Raw genomic sequence first — 16,321 nt, 5'->3', positions numbered from 1 at the left:
TCGAACCACTGTTAGATAAAGTTGCAAAATGCCTGTATCGTCAAATCGACACTATCGGTAACCGCTTTCCCGTAATCTGCTAGGAACCCATACCCATCCGCGTGGCACCGTTGTCACACTTGCTCTAGGAGCGCGATTAATGTTCGACATCCCGTATCAAGTCCCTTCGCGACGGACCTTCCTATCCTTGTCCGCACTATCAGCCATCGCGATTGCCGCTTCCCCTGAGATGCCCGATGCCTTCGCCTCACCAGATCCCGATATTTGGTCGGCACTGTGCGAAAAATGGACCGACATCATCACTGGACGCAACGCGGCCAAAACCGCTGATCCACGAGCTCGTGCGATCATCGCTAAGACCGACAAAAGGGTGGCCACAATCCTCACCGACCTCGCATCTAGCAGCAGTAGGACCACTGTCCTACTCTCCGCAAACCTGCAGAAGGAAGAATCCTCCTTCATTACCACAACCGCCCGTGCCATTAGTTCCATCGCGTGCGCCTGGGCCACTCCTGGTTCCGCTTACCATGCCGAACCTCATGTCCTCTCTGCCTGCATCGACGCTCTGAAGGACTTCTGTCGTCTTCGCTACCACCCCTCACAGGACGAGTACGGCAACTGGTGGGACTGGGAGGATGGCGCATCCCGTGCCATCGGCGATGTCATGTGTATCCTGCACGACGCCCTGCCCACAGACGTCATGGCTGCAGCAGCAGCCGGCATCGACCACTTCGTCCCCGATCCTTGGTATCAGCAACCAGAATCGGTGAAACCGACCGCCCATCCCACACAACCGGTCATCTCGACCGGAGCGAACCGAATGGACCTCACCCGGGCTGTGATATGTCGCTCAATTGCCACTGGCGACGAGTCCAAGCTCCGCCATGCGGTCCAGGGGCTCCCCGATTCTTGGCGCACGGTCGCCGAAGGCGACGGCTTTCGTGCCGACGGCGGCTTCATCCAGCACTCTCACGTCCCTTACACCGGCTCCTACGGCGACGTATTGCTGAGCGGCTTGGCAATGCTGCTCCCATTGGTGGCGGGGACACGCTTCGACATCACCGACTCGGCACAAGCAAATCTCCTCTCACAAGTGGAGCGCGGCATCGTGCCCGTGATGTATGGCGGCCAGATCCTCGACTGTGTGCGCGGCCGCTCCATCTCGCGCATCGATGAACCCGCAGCCATGCACGGCATGTCCATCGCACGATCCATGTTGCTCATGGCCAATGCCATCCCCGCTCACCGTGCCGAACTGTGGCGGGGAACCGTACACGGATGGATGACCCGCAACACCTTCGACCACCTGAGTGAACCTGCCTCGCTGAGGGATATCGATCTCTTCGACACCGCCGCCAATGTCCGACCGATACCAGAATCGTCCACTCCAACCTATTTTGCCTCTATCGACCGGCTGGTGCACCGAACACCAAATTGGCTCATCGCCGTCTCTAACTGCTCGAACCGCATCTCGTGGTACGAGTATGGCAACTCGGAAAATGAGTGGGCGTCAAGGACCAGCCAAGGAATGCGCTATCTTATGTTGCCTGAGGACATGGGCCAGTACGAGGACGGGTTCTGGGCTACCGTCGACTACTCCGCACCGACGGGCACGACCGTGGACTCCACTCCGTTGAAACGCGCCGTCGGTACCGCGTGGGCAGAGAGAACCCCCGACAATGAATGGTCCGGTGGGCTGGCGTCAGGAGAGTGGTCTGCCGCCGCCTCACAAATCACCTCTCAGGACTCCACCTTGAAAGCCCGGCGGCTGTGGGTGGGGCTCAAAGATGCCTTGTTGGAGCTGACGACCGATGTCTCCACCGACGCTTCCAAGGCCACCACAGTGGTCGAACACCGCAAGGTCGGTAAGACACCGCCGGAACTGCTAGTCGACGGCATTACCATCACATCGAAGACGTCTTTCGACAACCCCCACTGGGCACACCTGCGCGGAGTCGGTGGATACGTCTTCGCCACTGACGTCGATCTCACCGCTCAGTTGGAGAAAAGGAAAGGCTCATGGATCGACGTCAACCCGGCACGCACGGTCAAGGGCTTCAACGAAGCCATTGAGCGCAACTACGCCTCTCTCCACGTCACCCACCACAATCGTCCGGTGGCCTGGGCCGTGTTGCCCACCGCCAGCCGATCCCAAACGATGGCGCTGGCTCAGCGACCTGTCGACAATCTGTTCATCGTGCTATCGAACGACCGTATGGTGCAGGCTGTACGCTCAACCGGCTGCTTGCTCACAAAAGACCCCACTGTGGTTACCACCTATGCCTTCTGGAAGCCCGCCACATGTGCCGGGATGACGGCGGACGCACCCGCCATAATACAGACGCAGGCCCAGGGAAGCCGGGTCGAGGTCATCATGTCCGAACCCACCCAGAAGAGGCCCTCACTCACCGTCGCCATCGAGGGCGTTTGGACAGTTGAGAACTCCAGCGACCGCATCAGCGTCAGCCGAAGTGACAAGACCACGACGTTACGCATCAACACCGCAGACCTAGGCGGCCAGTCCATCAGAGTCACACTGTCCCCTGCGCTGCCCAAACCGACAAAGCCAAGCCTCCGTGCCTCGTCCTACCCCCTCGGGCTGCCGCACACTAGCTCCTGAGCAATAAAAGTAGGCCCCTGGTCGGTCAAGCTCGCCCTGCGGTACTGATCGACCAGGATTTCCCCGACCACCTTGCTACCTACGATGTAGCGGGCCAAGTCGTTACGGCCCCGTCACCAAGACGACGAAGCTCCTTGCCGACAGAACCGGCCGCGTATGGAGTGAGCATAATGTTGGGTAACGTCCACAACGGCGAATCGGGAACGTTGGCCTCAGGATCTGTGACATCACATGATGGCATTGATTCTGTCACGCTGGAGCTCGGCGATGAGAGCATCTTGGCCACAGATGGCGCCCCGCGCGGTATTAATGAAGGCGGCCCCATCTTCCATGGTAGCAAAGTCTTCGGCTCCCAGCATGTGGTAGGTCCGCGGGGTCGACGCCGAGTGCAAAGAGACTACGTCGCAGGTACGCATGATGTCCTCGATGTTTGCGGCAGTGACGCCGAGTTACGGGCCTGTGCCTTGTTGAGATGGTGGGAGGACACCTTAATGTCATCGTGCAAGGGGGCCAGCATGTCAATGACCCAACGCGAAATTCGCGACACCCAATGAGTCGATCTGCGCACCATACAGCCCGACTTCCGTGAAGTTCCCCAAAACGTCTCCTCCTTGGCTCGGTTCTCTATGTACCGACGCCGTGATGGGAAGACCCCTTCTGGCAGCCAGGATGATCATAGCTAAAGAGCATTCAGCAACGGGTTCGGCATTGAGCTGGATCTCTGGGAAGAGACTCTCACCCCTCGCTCGTAGTTCTGCATTCCAATAACATCCTTGACCGAGCCCCCGAGTGAATCACCATCTGCAACCGTGGCGTGTAATCCAGCAGATCAGTGAGCTCGCCAGTCTCCCATGCGGTGACAACAACCTCTGCATCCTTGAGCATTTGGCGGCTCTACGCAGATGCATGGAACTGCGGGTCGGGGTCTATCTGCAATTCCGCCAACTCACCAAGACGCTCCATGGCCTCAACAGTGAAAGACATCGGCTTGTACCGGTCCAGAACGGACAGCACCACACAGGGTCTTGTCATTGCTGGTTTCATCCTTTCGGTCCACCATCGTCAACTTCGGATCATTCGCCATCTTACTCTTTACAAGGAACCCGGACCCGTCTTAAACGAACGTGAGAAATCGCTTTCACCGCCCCACTAGAGGACCGCTTCGAACACCAAAATTGACACCATCATCAGGGGAACATTGCTAGGCTCGATCCGACTCGTTAGGACGACGGTCCCCTCGTCGATATGCCGCCCGTAGCCTGTTAGAACCGATAGAGTCTCCCCCCGTCATCGAACAGGAGTGTCCTTGGCCACAGCGTCTCGAGTCCTCACGGATCGGCGCATCGGGTGGTCCGCCCGCAGCTACGGGAAATCGTGGCAACTCGTCGCCGTGGCCGCCGACCGCTAGACAACCTTGGACAATACCCAATGTCGGAGATCGAACATGAGCAATGAAGCACTCAACACTGTGTTGTCACATCTGGTCATCCCAGTAGTCGTCATCCATGACGCCGCCACTACCCCAGCCGTCACCGACGGGCTGGTCGTCGGTGGCCTTCCGGTCGCCGAGGTGACCTTCCGTACCGATGCCGCCCCAGCCGCCATCGAGTCCATGGCCGGTGACGGCCGGATCACCGTCGGCGCCGGAACCGTCATCAATGCCCGCCAAGTCGATGAGGCGGTGAGCGCCGGGGCGAGCTTCGTCGTCTCCCCCGGCCTCTCCCGCGAGGTCGTCGATCGATGTCGGCACCATGCCATCCCGGTTCTGCCGGGGGCCATCACCCCGACCGAAATTATGGCTGGCATCGACATGGGACTCGACACCTTCAAGTTCTTCCCAGCCGGCACCTTCGGCGGTGCAGCCACCATCGCGTCGCTGGAAGGCCCTTTCCCGCACCTACGTTTCGTCCCCACCGGTGGGGTCAAGCCGCACAACCTCGCAGATTTCCTCTCCCGCGCCAATATTCCTGCCGTCGGAGGTACCTGGCTCACCCCGGCTGATGCCGTCGCCGCCCGGGACTGCCACACCATCGCCAACCTAGTCCGCGAAGCCGTCGATAGCGCCCACCACATCGTCAAGGAGCAGTCATGACTAGCCCCGTCACCCTTCGCCCCGCAGATCAGTGCTGTTACGACATCGTCTCCCTCGGCGAAGTAATGCTGCGACTCGACCCAGGTGAGCGTCGCATCCGTACCGCTAGGTCCTTCGACGCCTGGGAGGGCGGCGGCGAGTACAACGTCAGCCGCGGCTTGTCCCGCGTCTTCGGCAAACACGCCGCCGTCATTACCAGCCTCGTCGACGATCCGGTTGGACATCTTGTCGGTGACCTCATCACTGCTGGTGGAGTCGACGACCAGTTCATCACCTGGGTGCCCTCTGACGGAGTCGGCCGCACAGTGCGCACTGGACTCAACTTCACCGAGCGTGGCTTCGGTGTCCGCGGCGCCGTCGGGGTCTCCGACCGTGGCCATAGTGCTGCCAGCCAGCTGCGTGCCGAAGACATCGACGTCGACCGTCTCTTTGGACAACTGGGAGTGCGATGGCTACACACCGGAGGCATCTACGCCGCCTTGTCACAGAGCAGCGCTCAGACCGCGAAGGCTGTCATGGCAGCTGCCCACGCTAACGGCACCGTTATCTCCTACGACCTCAACTACCGCCCGAGCTTGTGGAAGTCGATCGGCGGTCAAGAGGAGGCACGCCGTGTCAACCGCGAATTGGCGAGGTTGGTCGACGTCATGATCGGTAACGAGGAGGACTTCACGGCGTGTCTGGGATTCGAGGTGGAGGGCAACGACGAGAACCTCTCCCATCTCGACGTCAACTCGTATGCCACCATGATTGACAAGGTCATCGAGAAATTCCCGAATATCTCCGTCGTCGCCACGACCCTGCGTCAGGTGCGTACTGCTAGCCGTAACGACTGGTCAGCTATTGCGTGGTCGAAGGACACTGGTTTGGTCCGCTCGGTCGAACGCCCCAACCTGGAAATCCTCGACCGCGTTGGCGGTGGTGACTCCTTCGCAGCTGGTCTCGTGGCTGGTCTTATGGAGACTGGAGACCTGCAGAAAGCCGTCGAGTTGGGAGCCGCCCACGGCGCTCTGGCCATGACGACGCCCGGCGATACCTCGATGGTCACCCGCTGCGAGGTGGAATCGTTGGCAGCAGGCGGATCTGCACGAGTGAAACGCTGATCCGATCCGTGGCAGGACGGCGAGCCGTTCGCCGTCCTTTCAGGCTATAGCCCCAAGTGGCTCCCGGGACGAGTAGATTTGTGCTTACCGTCCCGTCATGACAGGAGCCATCCGTGAGTGATCCCCGTGCCGTCGATCCCACTGCCCGTGACATTGCCGAGAAGCTAGCCCCGGCCTACCGCACCATGCTCGACGCGATCGCACAGGTCGAGCCGCGGATCGCGGAGGCCACCCGTGCTGAACTCACCGACCAGCGTCATTCCCTCAAACTTATTGCTTCCGAAAACTACGCATCCTTGCCAGTTCTGGCGACCATGGGTACCTGGTTCTCTGATAAGTACGCCGAAGGTACTGCCGGCCACCGCTTCTACGCCGGTTGCCAAAACGTTGACACCGTCGAGACGATCGCCGCCGAGCATGCCTGCGCTCTGTTCGGCGCTGAGCACGCTTACGTACAGCCCCACTCCGGCATTGACGCCAACCTCACCGCCTACTGGACGATCCTGGCCCACCATATCGAGACCCCAGCCCTGTCAGAATTTGGCGCCCGCACTGTCAATGACCTCACTCAAGTTGACTGGGACACCCTGCGTCATCGTTTCAATGACCAGCGGGCGATCGGCATGAGCCTCGATGCTGGTGGCCACCTTACCCACGGTTTCCGCCCCAATATCTCCGGAAAGATGTTCGACCAGCGCTCCTACGGCACCGATCCGCAAACGGGCCTGCTCGACTACGACAAGGTCGCTGAGCTGGCCCGCGAGTTTAAGCCGCTTGTCATCGTCGCCGGATACTCCGCCTACCCGCGCCGCGTTAATTTCGCAAAGATGCGCGAGATTGCCGACGAAGTCGGTGCTGTGCTCATGGTCGATATGGCCCACTTCGCTGGCCTGGTAGCTGGCAAAGTCTTCACTGGTGACGAGAACCCCATCCCCCACGCCCAGGTCGTGACGACGACGACCCACAAGTCGCTACGCGGACCGCGCGGCGGCATGGTGCTGACGACTAAGGACTACGCCGACGACGTCGACCGCGGCTGCCCAATGGTGCTCGGCGGCCCGCTGTCCCACGTCATGGCTGCCAAGGCCGTCGCTCTGGCAGAAGCGCGCACCCAGACCTTCCGCGACTACGCTCAGCGCGTCGCCAATAACGCGAAGGCCCTAGCCGAAGGACTCATGAAACGTGGCGTCAAGCTCGTCACCGATGGGACTGACAACCACATCAACCTGCTCGACGTCACGACGAGCTTCGGGCTGACCGGTCGTCAGGCCGAGGCCGCGCTGCTGGACGCCGGTGTGGTCACCAACCGCAACTCCATTCCGACTGACCCGAACGGCGCCTGGTACACCTCTGGCATACGCATCGGCACCCCGGCACTGACCTCCCGCGGATTCGGACCCGACGAATTCGATCAGGTCGCCGAGCTCATCGTCACTACCTTGGAGGCCACCACCCCGATGACGGCCTCCACCGGCAAGCCCGGCAAGGCCAAATACCAAATTGCCGACGGTGTGGCGCAGAAGGTCCATGACGCCGCCGACGAGCTGCTGGGCAACTTCCCCCTCTACCCAGGGCTGGATTTGGCCTGACGGGGCTCAATCCCCCTTGATTCCTAGTTCGGGGATTCTCACCAAGTATCCACTCACGAAATTTCCGCACCGTTTCGATCGGCGGTCCACGTTCTGCAAAGAACAGAACATGGGCCGTCGATTTCTCGTCGCTGCCCTTTTTCTTCGCTCCTGTGGCTCCCTGACCCTGATCCTGCGACCTCGACAGCCTGGGGACGAGACGCCCCAATCGTCCATCTCATCAGACGGAGCCTTATCACACGCCCACGCCGATAATTCAACCGGCCCACTCGTTTCTGATCCGTTTGTAAAGATACTTATTTTCGGTGCAGAGTGGCCCCTTCGGGGCTAGCATTCCCGTGCTAGACCGGGTGGTTCCGTCACGAGGAGGTTCCCATGCAGGAAGGTGATTCTGTCACCCCGCACACCAGCACCACCGTTGATAAGGGGGATGCCGGCTACGACAAGGCCTTAAAGAACAGGCACCTGCAGATGATCGCCATCGGCGGCTCAATCGGCACCGGCTTGTTTCTGGGTACTGGCGGACGCCTTGCCCAAGGTGGCCCCGGATTGGCGATAAGCTACGCCGTCTGTGGCATCTTCGCCTTCCTCATGGTGAGGGCCCTCGGTGAGATGGCTATTCGTCGTCCGTCCTCAGGCGCCTTCGTGTCCTACGCGCGTGAATTCATGGGTGAGAAGGGCGCCTACGCCACCGGATGGTTCTTCTTCCTTGACTGGTCGGTCACGGTGATGGCTGACATCACCGCAGTGGCGCTGTACCTGCATTATTGGACGCCCTTGCGTGCCATCCCACAATGGGTGTTAGCGCTCATCGCCCTCGGCGTGGTGTTTACCCTCAACATGTTGAGCGTGAAGATGTTCGGCGAGGCCGAATTTTGGTTCGCTGCTATCAAGGTAGCCGCGATCATCCTGTTCATGATCGCGGCCATCTGGGCCATCGTCACGGGTGCGCGGGTTGGCAACTACACCGCAGGCCTTCACAACATCGCCCAGCATGGCGGATTCTTCCCCGCTGGGCTGGCGCCGGTCTTTGCACTCACTCTGGGAGTGATCTTCGCCTTCGGCGGCACCGAGATGGTCGGCGTAGCAGCAGGCGAGACCAAGGATGCGAGCAAGATCTTGCCCAAGGCCATCAACTCGATGATCCTGCGTATCTTCGTCTTCTACGTCGGTTCGATCATCTTGATGGCGCTGGTACTGCCGTACACTGCCTATTCAAGCAATGAATCCCCGTTCGTCACCTTCTTCACCGGAATCGGAATTCCCTACGCTGGTGACATCATCCAGGTAATCGTCCTGACGGCTGCCCTCAGCTCGCTCAATGCTGGCCTGTACTCGACCGGACGCACCCTGAGGTCATTGGCGGTTGCCGGCGAAGCACCAAAAGCCGCTGCTAAACTCAACCGTCACCACGTGCCTTCTGGCGGCATCGCCATGACCGCCGCCCTCGGTCTGCTGGGCGTTGCCCTCAACGCCTTCCTCCCGGATAGCGCCTTCGAGATCGTCATGAACCTCGCCGGCATCGGTATCGCCGGCACGTGGGCGATGGTCCTGCTCGCCCACACCCGTTTCGTGAGCGCAGTGAGGCGGGGCAAGGACAACCGACCGGAATACCGCATGCCTGGTGCCCCGGTCACGAACTACATCTCATTGGCCTTCCTGCTGATCGTCGTACTGTCGAACGTCACTTCGGAATCGGGGCGCTGGACACTAGCCCTCTTCGCCCTGGTCGCAATTGCCATGGTCGCCGGGTGGTACGCAGTCCGTAACAGCATCAAACCCGACCTGCTCGACAACGTGGTTCCAAGCGATGAGGGGATGTGAATGATGCAAACCCACGTTCTCTACACCGGCGGAACGTTAGGAATGGTGTCCACTCCTAACGGCTTAGCTCCAGGTGCTGATCTGACGGGTTGGCTTAACCAATTACTATCTGGCACCGAACTCGCCGGAACCTTTGAGACCCTGAGTTTCGAGCATCTCATTGACTCGGCCAACGCCACTCCCGATGACTGGCGCCGAATTGTCGACGATCTGTGGGAGCATCGCGACGATGCCGACTCATTCGTTGTTCTTCATGGAACCGACACCTTGGCCTACACCTCAGCCGCGCTGTCCTACGCCCTTACCGAGTTCGGTAAGCCGGTCGTCGTCACCGGAGCACAGTACTCATTGGGAGTCGTCGGAACAGATGCTGCGCCAAACGTCACGGGAGCGCTGCGAGCCGCCACGAGCGGGCGCCTCAACGGGGTCGCGGTCTTCTTTGGCCACAAACTGCTGCGTGGCAATCGCGTCACGAAACTCTCCTCGTGGGCCTATAACGGGTTCGATTCGCCCGCCGTCCCACAATTAGCGCGCACCGGAGCACCGTGGCAATGGGTCGAGAATGAATCGACGGGTTGCGGTTGGCTCAACCCCGGCCCATACCAGCGTCACGACGTCCTCGTCGTTGATCTATCTCCGGGCATCAGCGCTCGACGCCTCCGCGCCGTCCTCGACCCTTTGCCCGAAGCCGTCATTTTGCGCGCATTCGGGGTCGGAAATATCCCCAGTGATGAACCCGGCGTCGTCGACGCCATCCTCGATGTCATCTCCGCCGGCACCCCCGTCGTCGTCGCTTCCCAATGCATGCAAGCTGATGTCCAACTGGGTCAATACCAGTCAAGTCATGCCCTCACGGAGGGCGGAGCTGTCAGCGCCCATGACATGACTCTCGAGGCTCTCTATGCCAAGCTAGTCTTTCTGCTCTCTCAAGGGCTGCACGGCAAAGAGCTCAAGCGATGGATCGAGACCGACATCGCTGGTGAGATCAGCGTCTAATTATCACACTTTCCCACCAAGGGCCCAGTTTTGATGCACGTTCGTCGCAAAAAGTGTGAGATTTTCCGCTAGCACTAGCTAACGGCCTGTCCGTGGACAATCATGGAGGCATGGTGGGTAAATATGAGGGCATCGCCGCCCCCTTCGTGCCGCACCCCGAAGTGGCCGACGAGGTGGGTTCGACATCCACGTGAGGAGAGGCATTGATGGTCAACAAGAAGGTTCTGGTCTGCTGCGGCACTGGCATCGCAACCTCCGTCCAAGTGGCGAACAAGTTGCAGCGGATGCTGCGTGATCGGGGCATCACCGCGACGATGAAGGAATGCAAAACGGCCAACGTCCCCGCCCAAATGACGACATTCCAGCCTGACGCCATCGTCGTCACCACCGCTATCACCCCTCCAGATGAGGAGATCAAGGTCTACCGAGGCACGCCGCTGCTCACCGGTGTTGACGCCGAGGAACTCGCAGACCAGATCGCTAGCGACCTCAAAGCCTGACAGGTCACTAGCTGTCATTGCTGCAGGTGGAATAGGCAAAACGTCTCATTGCCCGTCGCCTACCTCATGGGCGTAAATACACATAAGTGCGTAACTAACTTGGTTAGTCCCCCGAACTGTCGGGCAGAACCGAACGTATGAGCCGACCACCTCACCCCGATCAGACGCGCAAAGGTGTCCGGGTCCGCTGGCCGTGTCGAAGGACACAAGTCACCGGTCGAAGCCCCCATAGGAAAGTAAAACAATGCCGACGCCCCGTCTTATCGTGGCCGACGTGACGGCCACCAGCCAGAATGACCTTTACGCCCAGGTCAATGATCGTCTCACCGCTGACAACATGGTGAAATCCACATTCCTTAACGCGGTGAGTGCACGAGAGAAGAAATTCCCCACCGGGCTTGACTTCGGCTACGTGTCCATCACTATTCCGCACATCGATCCCGAACACGTCATCTCCCCGGGGCTACTGGTATGCCGCAATAGTGCATCGACAACCTTCCACGCCATGGACGATCCCGAGCGCAACCTCGACGTCCAGCTCAGCATCTGGCCCCTAGTCACTGACCCCGGCAATCAAATCGACATGCTCGAAGCTGTCATCACACTCATCCAAGACGAGTCGTCGTACCGCATTCTGCTGCACGGCAGCCACGCGGAGGTCGCGAATACACTCCCGGACGTCCTCGCAACGGTAGAAGACTGACGGTGTTGTGTCAGGGCGAACACCGAGATCACCGGATCTAACTACCGAGGGACATAACGACTGCAATCCCGCAGATGGGGTAGGGGACGCGAATGCTATTCCCCAGACACACTATGGTAGAACCATGACTGCAAAGCTCATCCTGCTCCGCCATGGCGAGAGCGAATGGAACTCCAAGAACCTCTTCACCGGCTGGGTGGACGTCGATCTCAACGAGAAGGGCGAGGGCGAGGCTCGTCACGCCGCCGACCTGCTCAAGCAGGAAAACCTCCTGCCCGATATCGTCCACACCTCGCTGCTACGTCGTGCTATCCATACCGCCTACCTAGCCCTTGACGGCTGCGACCGCCATTGGATCCCGGTGCATCGCTCCTGGCGCCTCAACGAGCGTCACTACGGTGCGCTGCAGGGTCTCAACAAGGCTGAGACCAAGGAGAAGTACGGCAACGACCAGTTCATGGCTTGGCGTCGCTCCTACGATGTTCGTCCACCGGACCTTGACCGCGACAGCGAATTCAGCCAGTTCCATGACCCGCGGTACGCCGACATCCCGGCGTCCGAGCGTCCGGTCGCCGAGTGTCTCAAAGACGTCGTGGCCCGCATGGTGCCGTACTTCACCTCTGATATTGCTGCCGACCTTAAGGACGGCAAGACGGTGCTCGTGGCTGCTCACGGTAACTCCCTGCGCGCCCTCGTCAAGCACCTCGACGAGATCAGTGACGAGGACATCGCCGGCCTCAACATCCCGACCGGTATCCCGCTGTTCTACGAGCTTGACGACAACCTCAAGCCCGTGACTAGGGGGGGCCGCTACCTCGACCCTGAGGCCGCTGCCGCCGGCGCCAAGGCAGTCGCTAACCAGGGAAACAAGTAAGCCTGCCCGCAGGCTGCTGAAGCTGCTTGATGCAACTCGACGGTGCCGCCAGAAATATCGGGGCACCGTCGAGTTGCATGAAGCTAGAGCTTTAGGCAATAACGCCGAACTCGTAGCCCTGGCTCTTGAGCCACGCGAGGATGGAAGGCATGGCTTTAGCCGTCATCTGTTTGCCGTAGGTGTCGTGATTGAGGATGACCACGACGTTCGGGTTATTGGACTCCTTAATGCTCTTCTTAACCATCTGGAGATATCCAGGAACAGTCGTGGGACGCTGGGCGTCAGCATCTCCACTCATCGCGTTCCAATCGATCCAGCCGACCCCGCGCTTAGCCAGCGTAGCGTCAGCCTGAGACAGATTAGTCCAGGACATGTGGCCGCCCGGGTAGCGGAAGGCCGAAGAGAAGTAATTCGACCCGAGGATGGCACGACTCTGAGCCATTGCCCAGTCCCAGTCACAACTGATGTGCTTGGCCTTGTTCGCAGCGCTGCCGTGGTACAGGTATTTGTAGTCGTGGGAGTACGAGTGGATGGCCAGCGCATTGCCCATCTTGAGCGAGCGGCTGAGCATGTTCTTGCCCACGTCACGCATCTGCGGGGGGATCATGAAGAAGGTGGCACGAGCACCTGCCTTCTCCAGATTATCCAGCTGCTCGCCGGTGAATTTGGTCGTTGGACCGTCGTCAAAAGTGACGAAAACGATCTTCTTGTTCTTGGGCTGGGTGGAAGGCTTCTCCAACCATTGATTCACCACCGAAGCCGAGTAGACATACTTGTCGGCAGCCCTGCCGTGGTTCGTCCCCGCTTCCAGACCGTCGATGTCCTTGACGACAGTGCCCGGAACCTTAAGCGGGGAGTAATTCGACGGCGGCTCAGCGCAGGCGGGCTTGGTGACGGCCGCACCAACACCGAATACGCCGGCGGGCACCGGACCGCTCGGCAACCCCGCCGGGGCACTAGCGCCGCTGGAAATGCTGGGCTTCGCGATGGGACTCTTCGATGGCGACGGCTGCGAAGATGACTGGGCAGAGCTCACACCCGATTTCGACGAGGAGCTAGCAGACTCTGGGTCACTACTCGCGCACCCGGCGATGGCCATCGAAACGGTAGTGACGACAACGACAGCGCCAGCTATCGTTTTGCTACGGAAGGCAAAAGCCATATGACAAGACCTCACTGAGAATTATCAGCCGTGTACCACGACACATTAATCATCTCAATTGTACGTACTCAGTACAAGGCATTGTCACTGCGACACAGCAAACCCCTCACACCGACGGGAAACGCCGACGTGAGGGGCAGATTGATCAGTACGCGCTCGGCCAGTCTTCACCAGCGGGGCCCTCACCAGTGACGATGTAGATGACACGGGAACCGACGGCCACGGCGTGATCGGCGATACGCTCGTAGTAGCGGCCCAACAAAGCGGTGTCGACGGCGCTCTCCACCCCGTAAGTCCAGTCGTCGCCCAGTAACAGACGGAACTGATCGCGTCGCAGATCATCCATCTTGGAGTCCTCAGACGCCAGAGATTCGGCGGCCTCCGCGTCGCGATCGGCAAGAGTCTTCTCAGCCTTGCCAATCATGGAGTCGGCAATCTTCGACATCTCGACGAACTGGTCAGCGACCTGCGGAGGCACCGCAACCTCAGGGAAACGAAGGCGGGCAATCTTAGCGACGTGGGCAGCAAGATCGCCCATACGTGCAAGCTCGTAACACATCCGTAGCATCGCGACAATGGTGCGCAACTCGCCGGCCACTGGGGCTTGACGGGCCAGCAGATCAAAACAACGACGTTCGATCTCCTCGTTCAACGAGTCGACCTTCGAGTCGTCAGAGATGACACGCTCAGCGGTAGTCAGGTCCGCACCGATGAGAGCCGCCGTGGCATCTTTGACGGCGACCCGAACCAGCTCCGCCATCGTCAGAATTCTGCCGCTGGTGGCATTGAGCTCGTCGTGATAGCTCTCACGCATGCCGGTGTCCTTCCATAGTGGGGTGCAGCCAAGCCTATCGGCCTTGTCGACTCAGACATTTCTCCCGTGTAGCGCCACCATGAACCTTAAGTGAACGACCAGTAACCTCGTCAGCCCTCCGTGACACGCGGGTGACAAGCATGACGACCATCCCCCTATTATGCGAACTGTGGGCATGATTCTGTCAGCGATCATTGGTGCCGTCGTCGGCGCTGGATTGACGGTCCTCGTGAGCCGCGTGGTGGAGTCGTCTCGTCATCCCGTGGACACCCTCGCCACCGACATCGAGGCTATCGAAGTCGATTCGGCCCTCGCCCGAGCTCTCGACTTAACCACCGAGGCAGCCGTCATCGTCGGACCGCATGACGAGGTCCTCCACACCACACTGGGTGCGCGATCGATGGAACTCGTACGCGGCTCACGTATCGCTGACGAGGCTCTGCTCAAACTGGTGCGTACTGCCCGGCGCGAGGGGCGCGACATCGTCGACACCATGGAGATGAAACGGGCCTCCACGGGGGCCGACCTCATTCTCACCGTGCGAGTCGGTCCTCTCGATGATCACGGCAACGCCGTTATCTCTGCCAGTGACAGCTCGCGACATGTCAGGCTGGCCGAGACCCGCCGAGACTTCGTCGCCAATGTCTCTCACGAGTTGAAGACCCCCATCGGTGCTGTCTCCATCCTCGCCGAAGCCATCGAAGGTGCAGCTGACGACCCAGAGGCCGTCCGACATTTCTCCCAGCGGCTAACAGCAGAGTCCTCACGACTGTCTGCCCTCGTCACCCAGATCATCGACTTGTCCCGGCTACAAGCCGACGAACCACTACTGCGCGCTGAACCAGTGGCTGTCGCAGACGCCATTGACGAGGCCGTCTCACGCCACCGCGAACAAGCTGCCAATCGAGAGGTGTCCTTGGTAGTGCGCTGCGACGACGACCTGTGGGTCCTCGGGGATCAAAGCCAGCTCACCGAAGCAGTCGCCAATCTTGTTCACAACGCCATTGTCTATTCCGAACCAAAGGCCCGGGTAGTGGTCTCCGCCCGGCGAGTCCGTGACGTCGACACCGACGTCATCGCAATCGCCGTCGCCGACAACGGAATCGGTATTAGCGAGGCTGACCAAAAGCGTATTTTCGAACGGTTCTATCGGGTGGACTACTCCCGTTCCAGGGAAAACGGTGGAACCGGCCTGGGATTGTCGCTGGTTAAGCACACCTGCCAGGCACACGGGGGATCTGTCGATGTGTGGAGCAAATTGGGCCAGGGGTCCACGTTCACCCTTCGACTTCCAACCCTCGACGTTGATCACCACAACGAATCCAATCAGGAGGAGTCATGACCCGTGTACTCATCATCGAGGACGAAGAGTCCTATCGCGAGGCCACCGCCTTCATGCTGCGCAAAGAGGGATTTGAGGTCAATACTGCCGCCAATGGCGCTGATGGTCTCGAAATCTACTCGCACAACGGTGCCGACATCGTACTGCTCGACCTCATGATGCCAGGGCTTCCAGGGACCGAAGTCTGCCGTCAGCTACGCCAGCGCGGCAATGTCGGGATCATCATGGTGACGGCTAGGGATTCGGAGATCGACAAGGTTGTCGGGCTGGAGCTCGGAGCCGACGACTACGTCACCAAACCGTTTAGCCACCGAGAATTGGTCGCGCGCATCCGCGCTGTGACTCGTCGCGGCGGCCCTGAGATAGAGGTTTCCCCCGATGTGCTCGAGGAGAGCGGGGTAAGGATGGACGTTGAGCGGCATGAGGTCAGCGTCGGCGGGACGGCAGTGCGACTTGCCCTCAAAGAGTTCGACCTACTTGAGGTGCTGCTGCGCAATGCAGGACGTGTCATGACCCGAGCCTCCCTCATCGACCGAGTGTGGGGAGCCGACTATGTTGGCGACACTAAAACTCTTGACGTGCACATCAAAAGGCTGCGCGCAAAGATTGAAGATGACCCATCCCGTCCGGTGCGCATCATCACCGTACGCGGACTGGGCTACAAGTTTCAGGCCTAAAGCAACACCACGCAGGAAAGCAGCA

16 protein-coding genes are annotated in these 16,321 nt (G+C 59.9%); 12 read left to right on the top strand and 4 right to left on the bottom strand.

Going from position 1 to position 16,321, the window contains the following annotated elements:
• Positions 1–139 precede the first annotated feature (139 nt).
• Positions 140–2,620 (top strand): polysaccharide lyase 8 family protein, encoded by a 2,481-nt coding sequence (locus tag CPA42_RS02040; protein ID WP_002517162.1) that lies wholly within the window; start codon positions 140–142, stop codon positions 2,618–2,620.
• A 227-nt stretch (positions 2,621–2,847) separates the two neighbouring features.
• Here CPA42_RS02040 and CPA42_RS12655 read toward each other — a convergent pair whose 3' ends face one another.
• Both CPA42_RS12655 and CPA42_RS12650 read right to left on the bottom strand, forming a co-directional pair.
• Entirely contained in the window at positions 2,848–3,036 is a 189-nt protein-coding gene (locus tag CPA42_RS12655) for an NAD(P)-dependent oxidoreductase (RefSeq protein WP_002550604.1), read from the bottom strand.
• Between the two features lie 478 nt (positions 3,037–3,514).
• On the bottom strand, positions 3,515–3,652 hold the full coding sequence (locus tag CPA42_RS12650) for a hypothetical protein (RefSeq protein WP_002518738.1): 138 nt from the start codon (positions 3,650–3,652) through the stop codon (positions 3,515–3,517).
• A gap of 412 nt (positions 3,653–4,064) precedes the next feature.
• Here CPA42_RS12650 and eda point away from each other — a divergent pair, with 412 nt between their 5' ends.
• From eda to CPA42_RS01995, 8 genes are all read left to right on the top strand, one after another.
• Positions 4,065–4,712 carry a bifunctional 4-hydroxy-2-oxoglutarate aldolase/2-dehydro-3-deoxy-phosphogluconate aldolase gene (gene eda / locus CPA42_RS02030; protein WP_002517175.1) on the top strand — a complete coding sequence of 216 codons (648 nt, stop codon included), beginning with the start codon at positions 4,065–4,067 and terminating at the stop codon, positions 4,710–4,712.
• Positions 4,709–5,815 (top strand): sugar kinase, encoded by a 1,107-nt coding sequence (locus CPA42_RS02025; protein ID WP_024513539.1) that lies wholly within the window; start codon positions 4,709–4,711, stop codon positions 5,813–5,815. The genes eda and CPA42_RS02025 overlap by 4 nt, the downstream gene beginning before the upstream one ends.
• A 113-nt stretch (positions 5,816–5,928) precedes the next feature.
• A complete protein-coding gene (locus CPA42_RS02020) occupies positions 5,929–7,404 on the top strand; it encodes a glycine hydroxymethyltransferase (protein ID WP_002517066.1) in 1,476 nt (491 codons plus the stop codon).
• Between the two features lie 375 nt (positions 7,405–7,779).
• A complete protein-coding gene (locus CPA42_RS02015; RefSeq protein WP_002517164.1) occupies positions 7,780–9,228 on the top strand; it encodes an amino acid permease in 1,449 nt (482 codons plus the stop codon).
• A complete protein-coding gene (locus tag CPA42_RS02010) occupies positions 9,229–10,224 on the top strand; it encodes an asparaginase (RefSeq protein ID WP_002517044.1) in 996 nt (331 codons plus the stop codon).
• Positions 10,225–10,430: 206 nt separating this feature from the next.
• Entirely contained in the window at positions 10,431–10,724 is a 294-nt protein-coding gene (locus tag CPA42_RS02005) for a PTS sugar transporter subunit IIB (protein ID WP_002517063.1), read from the top strand.
• Positions 10,725–10,968: 244 nt separating this feature from the next.
• Positions 10,969–11,427, top strand: a complete 459-nt coding sequence (locus CPA42_RS02000; RefSeq protein ID WP_002517174.1) for a PTS sugar transporter subunit IIA — start codon at positions 10,969–10,971, stop codon at positions 11,425–11,427.
• 124 nt (positions 11,428–11,551) lie between these two features.
• Positions 11,552–12,301, top strand: coding sequence for a phosphoglyceromutase (locus CPA42_RS01995; protein WP_002517074.1), 750 nt, complete (start codon positions 11,552–11,554; stop codon positions 12,299–12,301).
• 91 nt (positions 12,302–12,392) lie between these two features.
• Here the strand turns inward: CPA42_RS01995 and CPA42_RS01990 are convergent, their stop codons facing one another.
• Positions 12,393–13,229, bottom strand: a complete 837-nt coding sequence (locus tag CPA42_RS01990; protein WP_002517112.1) for a polysaccharide deacetylase family protein — start codon at positions 13,227–13,229, stop codon at positions 12,393–12,395.
• Positions 13,230–13,272: 43 nt separating this feature from the next.
• Here CPA42_RS01990 and CPA42_RS01985 point away from each other — a divergent pair, with 43 nt between their 5' ends.
• A complete protein-coding gene (locus tag CPA42_RS01985) occupies positions 13,273–13,467 on the top strand; it encodes a hypothetical protein (RefSeq protein WP_002517137.1) in 195 nt (64 codons plus the stop codon).
• A 141-nt stretch (positions 13,468–13,608) separates the two neighbouring features.
• On the opposite strand, the gene phoU is transcribed toward CPA42_RS01985, so the two are convergent.
• Positions 13,609–14,277, bottom strand: a complete 669-nt coding sequence (gene phoU, locus CPA42_RS01980; RefSeq protein WP_002513088.1) for a phosphate signaling complex protein PhoU — start codon at positions 14,275–14,277, stop codon at positions 13,609–13,611.
• Positions 14,278–14,437: 160 nt separating this feature from the next.
• On the opposite strand from phoU, the gene CPA42_RS01975 reads away from it, so the two are divergent.
• Positions 14,438–15,619, top strand: coding sequence for a sensor histidine kinase (locus tag CPA42_RS01975; RefSeq protein ID WP_002517494.1), 1,182 nt, complete (start codon positions 14,438–14,440; stop codon positions 15,617–15,619).
• Positions 15,616–16,296 carry a response regulator transcription factor gene (locus CPA42_RS01970; RefSeq protein WP_002517140.1) on the top strand — a complete coding sequence of 227 codons (681 nt, stop codon included), beginning with the start codon at positions 15,616–15,618 and terminating at the stop codon, positions 16,294–16,296. The genes CPA42_RS01975 and CPA42_RS01970 overlap by 4 nt, the downstream gene beginning before the upstream one ends.
• Positions 16,297–16,321: the final 25 nt, after the last annotated feature.

This window comes from Cutibacterium acnes (genome assembly GCF_003030305.1).
In the GTDB taxonomy this organism is placed as follows: domain Bacteria; phylum Actinomycetota; class Actinomycetes; order Propionibacteriales; family Propionibacteriaceae; genus Cutibacterium; species Cutibacterium acnes.
Note: the sequence above shows the minus strand (reverse complement) of the source record. Positions and strands in the feature narration are given on the sequence as shown.

Bases quoted from the DNA above. Each gene is read 5' to 3' on its own strand.
- CPA42_RS02025 (WP_024513539.1), top strand. From the start codon at position 4,709: ATGACTAGCCCCGTCACCCTTCGCCCCGCAGATCAGTGCTGTTACGAC.
- phoU (WP_002513088.1), bottom strand. From the start codon at position 14,277: ATGCGTGAGAGCTATCACGACGAGCTCAATGCCACCAGCGGCAGAATT.
- CPA42_RS01975 (WP_002517494.1), top strand. From the start codon at position 14,438: ATGCGAACTGTGGGCATGATTCTGTCAGCGATCATTGGTGCCGTCGTC.
- CPA42_RS02040 (WP_002517162.1), top strand. From the start codon at position 140: ATGTTCGACATCCCGTATCAAGTCCCTTCGCGACGGACCTTCCTATCC.
- CPA42_RS12655 (WP_002550604.1), bottom strand. From the start codon at position 3,036: ATGCGTACCTGCGACGTAGTCTCTTTGCACTCGGCGTCGACCCCGCGG.
- CPA42_RS02000 (WP_002517174.1), top strand. From the start codon at position 10,969: ATGCCGACGCCCCGTCTTATCGTGGCCGACGTGACGGCCACCAGCCAG.
- CPA42_RS02015 (WP_002517164.1), top strand. From the start codon at position 7,780: ATGCAGGAAGGTGATTCTGTCACCCCGCACACCAGCACCACCGTTGAT.
- CPA42_RS02010 (WP_002517044.1), top strand. From the start codon at position 9,229: ATGATGCAAACCCACGTTCTCTACACCGGCGGAACGTTAGGAATGGTG.
- CPA42_RS01970 (WP_002517140.1), top strand. From the start codon at position 15,616: ATGACCCGTGTACTCATCATCGAGGACGAAGAGTCCTATCGCGAGGCC.
- CPA42_RS01985 (WP_002517137.1), top strand. From the start codon at position 13,273: ATGCTGGGCTTCGCGATGGGACTCTTCGATGGCGACGGCTGCGAAGAT.
- CPA42_RS01995 (WP_002517074.1), top strand. From the start codon at position 11,552: ATGACTGCAAAGCTCATCCTGCTCCGCCATGGCGAGAGCGAATGGAAC.
- CPA42_RS12650 (WP_002518738.1), bottom strand. From the start codon at position 3,652: ATGACAAGACCCTGTGTGGTGCTGTCCGTTCTGGACCGGTACAAGCCG.
- eda (WP_002517175.1), top strand. From the start codon at position 4,065: ATGAGCAATGAAGCACTCAACACTGTGTTGTCACATCTGGTCATCCCA.
- CPA42_RS02005 (WP_002517063.1), top strand. From the start codon at position 10,431: ATGGTCAACAAGAAGGTTCTGGTCTGCTGCGGCACTGGCATCGCAACC.